Origin of the sequence: Nocardia carnea (assembly GCF_029868855.1) — a bacterium.
Lineage (GTDB): Bacteria > Actinomycetota > Actinomycetes > Mycobacteriales > Mycobacteriaceae > Nocardia > Nocardia carnea_A.
In genome coordinates this window covers 1-6,164 of record NZ_JARWOV010000069.1, presented here as the reverse complement: position 1 = coordinate 6,164, position 6,164 = coordinate 1, and the positions used below count along the sequence as shown (strand labels likewise).

Annotated in this window: 5 protein-coding genes and 1 pseudogene; 3 read left to right on the top strand and 3 right to left on the bottom strand. The window is 65.8% G+C overall.

Annotated features, from left to right (window positions below; translation table 11 throughout):
• Positions 1-144 precede the first annotated feature (144 nt).
• The 3 genes from QH195_RS06175 to QH195_RS06165 are packed head-to-tail and all read right to left on the bottom strand — an operon-like array spanning position 145 to position 3,147.
• Positions 145-1,197, bottom strand: a complete 1,053-nt coding sequence (locus QH195_RS06175; protein ID WP_280434648.1) for a 3-keto-5-aminohexanoate cleavage protein — start codon at positions 1,195-1,197, stop codon at positions 145-147.
• Positions 1,198-1,243: 46 nt separating this feature from the next.
• Positions 1,244-2,143, bottom strand: a complete 900-nt coding sequence (locus tag QH195_RS06170) for a TauD/TfdA dioxygenase family protein (RefSeq protein WP_280434647.1) — start codon at positions 2,141-2,143, stop codon at positions 1,244-1,246.
• 29 nt (positions 2,144-2,172) lie between these two features.
• Positions 2,173-3,147, bottom strand: a complete 975-nt coding sequence (locus QH195_RS06165; RefSeq protein WP_280434646.1) for a quinone oxidoreductase family protein — start codon at positions 3,145-3,147, stop codon at positions 2,173-2,175.
• Positions 3,148-3,424: 277 nt separating this feature from the next.
• Between QH195_RS06165 and QH195_RS06160 the strand changes: the two genes are divergently transcribed.
• The 3 genes and pseudogenes from QH195_RS06160 to QH195_RS06150 all read left to right on the top strand — a co-directional run.
• Positions 3,425-4,429, top strand: coding sequence for an AraC family transcriptional regulator (locus QH195_RS06160; RefSeq protein ID WP_280434645.1), 1,005 nt, complete (start codon positions 3,425-3,427; stop codon positions 4,427-4,429).
• A gap of 176 nt (positions 4,430-4,605) precedes the next feature.
• On the top strand, positions 4,606-4,995 hold the full coding sequence (locus tag QH195_RS06155; RefSeq protein ID WP_280434644.1) for a carboxymuconolactone decarboxylase family protein: 390 nt from the start codon (positions 4,606-4,608) through the stop codon (positions 4,993-4,995).
• A 76-nt stretch (positions 4,996-5,071) separates the two neighbouring features.
• A pseudogene (locus QH195_RS06150) lies at positions 5,072-6,136 on the top strand (MFS transporter); the annotation flags it as partial.
• Positions 6,137-6,164 lie beyond the last annotated feature (28 nt).

Sequence of the window (6,164 nt, the reverse complement as noted above, 5' to 3'; positions counted from 1 at the left end):
CGCGGGGGGGCCGGCCCACCCCCCCCCTGGGGGGGGGGGGGTGGTTGTTGGGGGCCCCCCGCCCCCGGCCCAAACAAATGGGCGGGGCCCCCACCCGGGGGGGGGCCCGCCCCCCACCCCCCCGCCCCCCGATCCGGCCTGCCTTCAGGCGTGGTGGGTGAACCCGACCTGGCCGGGTCGGCGGTTCGGGGCGTACCCGAGCGCGGCCAGGGTTTCGTCGGCACCGGAGTACGTCGTGCCGATCCGGTAGATTTCGCGGGCCTCCTTACCGGAGGCCACCTCGCGGCCGAGCTCGTCGGCGACCCGGACCAGCTGCCGGATCTGCTGCACCGAGGTCATCTTCTCCCCCTTACGACCCCAGAGCGTGTCCTCGTTACCGCACCGGGTGTGCAGACCCATCGCGATCGCCATCGCATTCACCGGCAACACGCTGCGCATCAGAGTCTCGAGCGTCAGGCACGCACCGTCGGGTACCCGCTGGATGAAGTTCATGATGTTGTACGGATTCGGGCCGTCGAAACCGCCACCGATACCCACCCACGTCAGGTTCAACGGGCCCGTGTACACGCCGCGCCGGATCAACCGCTCGACGGTCTCGAGCTGCGGAATGGACGACAGCTGAAAATGGGGCTGGATTCCTGCCGCCTGGAGGCGGCGCAGATGTTCGGCGACCCACTCCGGGCCGGCCGGTACGGTCATTTCCCGGTAGGCCGCCGCCAGCTCCGGACGTTCCATCGATGTTCCGGCGATATCGTCGGCCGTCATCAACTCCATGATGTTCATCTGGCTGGTGTTGATCGCAATGGTCACCTGGTCCGGTGCCGGATCGAGTTCGGCGAGCATATGACGAGTGTCGTCGGAGAGCCATTTCGCGTCCGCGCCTTCGCCTTCCGGCGCGAAGGAGATCGACCCACCGACCTGGAGGATCATCTCCGGTACTGCCGCACGCAGGCCCGTGAGCAACTCGTTGAACTTCGACAGCCGCTTACTGCCTTTGCCGTCCAGCTCACGCACGTGGATATGCAGGACGGTCGCACCGGCCTCATAACAATCCACCGCTTGCTGCACATGTTCGGCCATCGTCAGCGGCAGGTCGGCACGGAAATCGTCCGGCTCCCATTCGGGCCCGTACGGCGCACAGGTGATAACCAGCTTTTCCTGGTTCTCCGGGAACAGCGCATCGTCGTGGAAATGCATCGGTGGACTCCGTTTCGCAATTGCGGGTGATCGTGCAGGAAGGGATTCAGAAGGGCCGGTCGCCGACGATGCCGGCGCGCTCCATTTTTCGGACCGCCGGCCAGTAGTCCTGGACGGCGTAGTGCTGGGTCGATCGGTTGTCCCAGATCGCCACACTGTTCTTCGTCCAACGCCACCGCACCTGGTACTCCGGAATGGTCGCCTGGCTCATCAGGTAGCGCAGTAGCTCACCTGCTCCGGGCGCATAGTCGATGCCGCAGCGGATATTCTCCGCGGTGTGGTAATTCGTCAGATGTGTGGTGAAACTGTTGACGAAAAGGATTTTCTCGCCGGTCTCCGGGTGGGTGCGCACCACGGGGTGCTCCGCGTCCGGAAATCGTGACGCAAGCTCGAGGCGCTGCTCGATCGGCATCCGCGCCCCGAACGAGGCCTCGATGCTGTGCCGCGCACGCAACCCCTCGATCTGCGCCTTCACCCGTTCCGGCAACTTTTCATAGGCCAACGCCATGTTCACCCAGATCGTGTCTCCGCCCACGGCGGGGCCCTCGACACAGCGCAGCACACACCCCATCGGCGGGTTCACCCGCCAGGTCGCATCGCAATGGTAGGAATTCTCGAACTGCTCCGGTGGACTGTCGAGATCCTTGTAGATCCGGACGAGCCCCGGATGTTCCGGGTCACTGCCGAGGGCCGGGTGATCCTCCAGCGTCCCGAACTTCTCGGCGAGTGTCACGTGCTCGGCGCGGCTGATGTCCTGGTCGCGGAAGAAGAGCACCTTGTAGCGGAGCAGCAACGATTTCAGCTCTGCGAAGAGCGCATCGTCACGCACGACCTCCGCGAGGTCGAGGCCGTGGAGTTCCGCGCCGATGCTGCAAGTCAGTGGTCGGGCGTCCAGCGGCGCGCGGGCCCTTACGCCGCGAGCTGCGAAACCGGCGGTGGTGTTCATGACGATCTCCTGTGCGAGTGGATGAGCAGTCAGAGTGAGAAAACAGAGGAACCGACGCTTACTCCGGATTCCAGGTCGCGATGGGCCTTTTCGGCCTCGTCGAGCGCATAGCGCTGGTTGATTTCGATCGCGATACGGCCTGCCGAGACATGACCGAACAGTTCGCCGGCGAGTTCGGCGCGCTCGGCCGGGTCGGCAATGTAGTCGGCAAGGGCCGGCCGGGTCACGAACAGCGAGCCCTTGACCGCGAGCTGTACGGCATCGATCGGCGGGATCGGCCCGGAAGCGGTGCCGAAGGCCACCAGCAGCCCTCTACGGGCCAGCGAATCCAGTGACGACCGGATTGTCGACGCACCGATACTGTCGTAGACCACCGGCACCCCCGATCCACCGGTGAGTTCGCGCACCCGCTCCGCGATGTTCTCCCGGGTGTAGACGATCACCTCGGCGCAACCGTGGGCGCGGGCGACCGCCGCCTTCTCGTCGGACGACACCGTCCCGATCACCCGGACGCCGAGCAATTCCGCCCATTGGCAGAAGATCAGCCCCACACCGCCCGCGGCGGCGTGTAGCAGCACCGTGTCACCCGCCTTCAACGGATAGATCCGGCGGAGCAGGTACGCGGTGGTCAGACCACGCATGGTCATGGCGGCCGCCGTCTCGAAAGCGATACCGTCGGGCAGCGAGATGAGGTGTTCGGCCGGCATCACGCGCTCGGTGCTGTACGCCCCCAACGGACTACCGGTGTAGGTGACACGATCACCCTCCCGGAACTCGGTGACGCCGGCACCGATCGCTTCGACGATACCGGCGGCCTCCACTCCCATACCCGCGGGCAGAGGTGCCGGATACAGACCCGTCCGGAAGTAGGTATCGGCGAAGTTCAGTCCGACCGCCGCGTGCCGGATACGGACCTCGCCCGGTCCGGGGTCGCCGACCGTTACCGACTCCCACTCGAGGACCTCCGGGCCACCGGTCTCGTGGAAGCGGATCGCTTGCGCCATTACGTTCTCCCTGGATCTGGCCGTCTCGCAGGATCGACCTGACAATGCGGGCGAGGTATTCGCCCGGCCGCCACACGCTCCGAGATCGGGCTGGACGCGGTGTGACTCCGATAACTCGACCGTAGCCAAGCGACGGCGCCTATACTTAGCCTGGCGGGACGTATTTATTACCTTTTCGGGACATTCGCCGGGTTCGGCGACAGCGGTCCCGGGGACGACGAGACGGCCCGCCACACCGCCCGGCCGCCGGAATACAGGGTCAGAAAAGGTGATGCGAATGACCCGCCCCCTCGCGCGATATGCGTCGCTGACCGGATATATCGAGCTGAGCCGCTCGCTGGGCCTGGACCCGATCCGGCTGCTACGCAGTGTCGACATCGATCCCGCGAGCCTCGATCTGCCGGATCGGCCGGTCCCGGCGGCCGCGGTGGTGCGCCTGCTCGAGTTGTCGTCTTCGGAGTCCGGCCATCAGGACTTCGCGCTTCTGCTCGCGGAGCGCCGGCGGTTTTCGACCCTCGGTCCGCTGAGCGTGAGCATTCGCGAGGAACCCGATGCCCGCAGTGCGGTCCGGATGCTGATCCGATACCAGCACATGTACAACGAGTCCCTCCACATCCGACTGTCGGAGCGTGACGGTCTGGCCACCATCCGGACCAGCGTCGATCCGGGCGAGCCGATGCTCGTGCGGCAGTCCGTCGAACTGGCGGTCACGGCGATGCACCAGTTGCTCACTCATCTGCTGGGCGAGCGGTGGCACCCCGTATCGGTGTGCTTCGAGCATTCACGGCCTACGGACGATGCCACCCATCGACGGACGTTCCGTGCGCCGCTGGTCTTCGACGGCGCGTACTCCGGAATCGTCGTCTACACCAGCGATCTGGACGAACCGAACAGGCTCTCCGACCCCTTGCTCCGTACGTACGCCCGGCAGTTCCTCGACACCCTCGCGGTGCCGGAGGAAGCCACGACAACCTCTCGCGTGCGCGAACTCATCGAACTTCTGCTGCCGACCGGCCGCTGCTCGGTCGATCAGGTGGCGCGCAGCCTGGGTGTCGACCGGCGCACCGTACATCGGCACCTGAGCAGATCGGGCCTGACGTTCACCGCGGTGCTCGACTCGACACGCGCAGAGCTGGCGAACCGCATGGTCACCGGCCGCCGCTACTCGTTCACCGAGATCTCCGAACTGCTCGCCTTCTCGACACCGAGCAGTTTTTCCCGTTGGTTCCACCAGCAATTCGGCATGAGCCCACGCGAGTGGCGCAAACAGTCGGAGCGGTAGGGCACGTACCGCCGAACGAGGGGCGAGACACCAAACCCTTGTCCCGAAATGAACAGAACTCCGTCCCGTAGGGGTAATTAATCGGGTCGCGGGACAGATAACGTGATGCACGCCACTTCCGGCCGGGGCCACTTCCAGTACGGCCCTTTTCGCCCCGCACGTGAAACGAGTGCCTCATGACAGAACTCGAACCGACCCGGACACCGACGATCGACAGGATGCGCCGTAACGGTCAGTGGAATCCACTGTGGGACACCCTGTCCAGGTGGGATCCGGAATGGACCGAGCGATTCATGGCGATGAACGCCCTTCCCATGAGGCGCGGGGTCTTCACCCCCGAGTTCGTCGAACTCCTGAGCATCGCCATAGACGCCGCGGCCACCCACCTGTACGCACCGGGGGTGCGACGGCATATCCGGGCCGCACTCGACCTCGGAGTGACCCGAGACGAGATCCTCACGGTTCTCGAAATGGTGAGCGTCCTGGGAATCCATGCCTGCAATCTCGGCGTGCCGATCCTCGAGGAGGAACTCGAGGCGTACGAAGCCCGCCGCCGGGAATCGTGACTGTCGGCCGATGCCCCACCTTCACCCCTCAGTTCAGCCACCTACAGGAGAACCCGTGGGACACACCCCTTCCACGATCGGTCAGCCGGCCGGAACGTCAACCGGAGCGCGGCCGGCTCCAACGGACACCGCCCTTACCGCGCCACGTCGCCGCTCGGCGGTCTATCCCTGGATCGTATTCGCGCTGGCGTTCGGATTGTTGCTGTCCGACTACATGTCCCGTCAGGTCCTCAGCGCGGTATTCCCGTTTCTCAAATCCGAATGGGCACTGACGGATTCGCAGCTCGCCTCCCTCACCAGCATCGTCGCGCTGATGGTCGGACTGCTCACACTCCCGCTCTCGCTGCTCGCCGACCGCTGGGGGCGGGTGAAGTCGCTGGCACTGATGGCCGCACTGTGGAGCGCCGCGACTCTGCTGTGTGCACTCGCCACCAACTATGAGCAGCTGCTCGCCGCCCGCTTCCTCGTGGGTGTCGGCGAGGCCGCGTACGGAAGCGTCGGCATCGCGGTGGTACTCAGCGTCTTCGCACCCCGGGTCCACTCGGCGCTCAGCGGCGCCTTCATGGCCGGCGGTTCCTTCGGTTCGGTCGTCGGCGTCTCGGTCGGCGCCGTCATCGCCGTGCATCTGAGCTGGCGCTGGTCGTTCGCCGCAATGGCGGTGCTGGGACTCATTCTGGTCGCCGCGTTCCGGCTGGTGGTCACCGAACGCCGCCTCGCCGAGCACGCCACCGACCGAATCGCCGCGCCCGCCGGTCCCGGAAACAGTGGTATTCGGGTTCCCGTATCGAGCCTGTTCACGAACCCCGCCCTGTGGTGCGCTTATCTGGGTGGCGGATTGCAGATGTTCGCCGCCGCGGCACTGCTCGCCTGGTCGCCCAGTTTCTTCAACCGCTACTACGACATGACTCCCGACAGAGCCGGCACGACTGCCTCGGTGTTCCTGCTGCTGATCGCGATCGGCATGATCGTGTGCGGCGTGATCACCGACCAGGTCAGCAGATCCGACCCGGCCAGGAAATGGGCCTGCGCGACGGTGTTCTGCGTTGTTTCCCTGTTATCGCTGGGCGCCGGGTTCCGTCTGGCACCCGGCGCGCCGCAATTGGTGCTCCTCGGGATCGGCTGCCTGTTAGCCGCCGGAAGCTAGGGCCCCCCCCCCGCGGTGGTGGCGG

Coding starts and splice junctions, on each gene's coding strand:
- QH195_RS06155 (WP_280434644.1), top strand. CDS start 4,606: ATGACAGAACTCGAACCGACCCGGACACCGACGATCGACAGGATGCGC.
- QH195_RS06175 (WP_280434648.1), bottom strand. CDS start 1,197: ATGCATTTCCACGACGATGCGCTGTTCCCGGAGAACCAGGAAAAGCTG.
- QH195_RS06170 (WP_280434647.1), bottom strand. CDS start 2,143: ATGAACACCACCGCCGGTTTCGCAGCTCGCGGCGTAAGGGCCCGCGCG.
- QH195_RS06165 (WP_280434646.1), bottom strand. CDS start 3,147: ATGGCGCAAGCGATCCGCTTCCACGAGACCGGTGGCCCGGAGGTCCTC.
- QH195_RS06160 (WP_280434645.1), top strand. CDS start 3,425: ATGACCCGCCCCCTCGCGCGATATGCGTCGCTGACCGGATATATCGAG.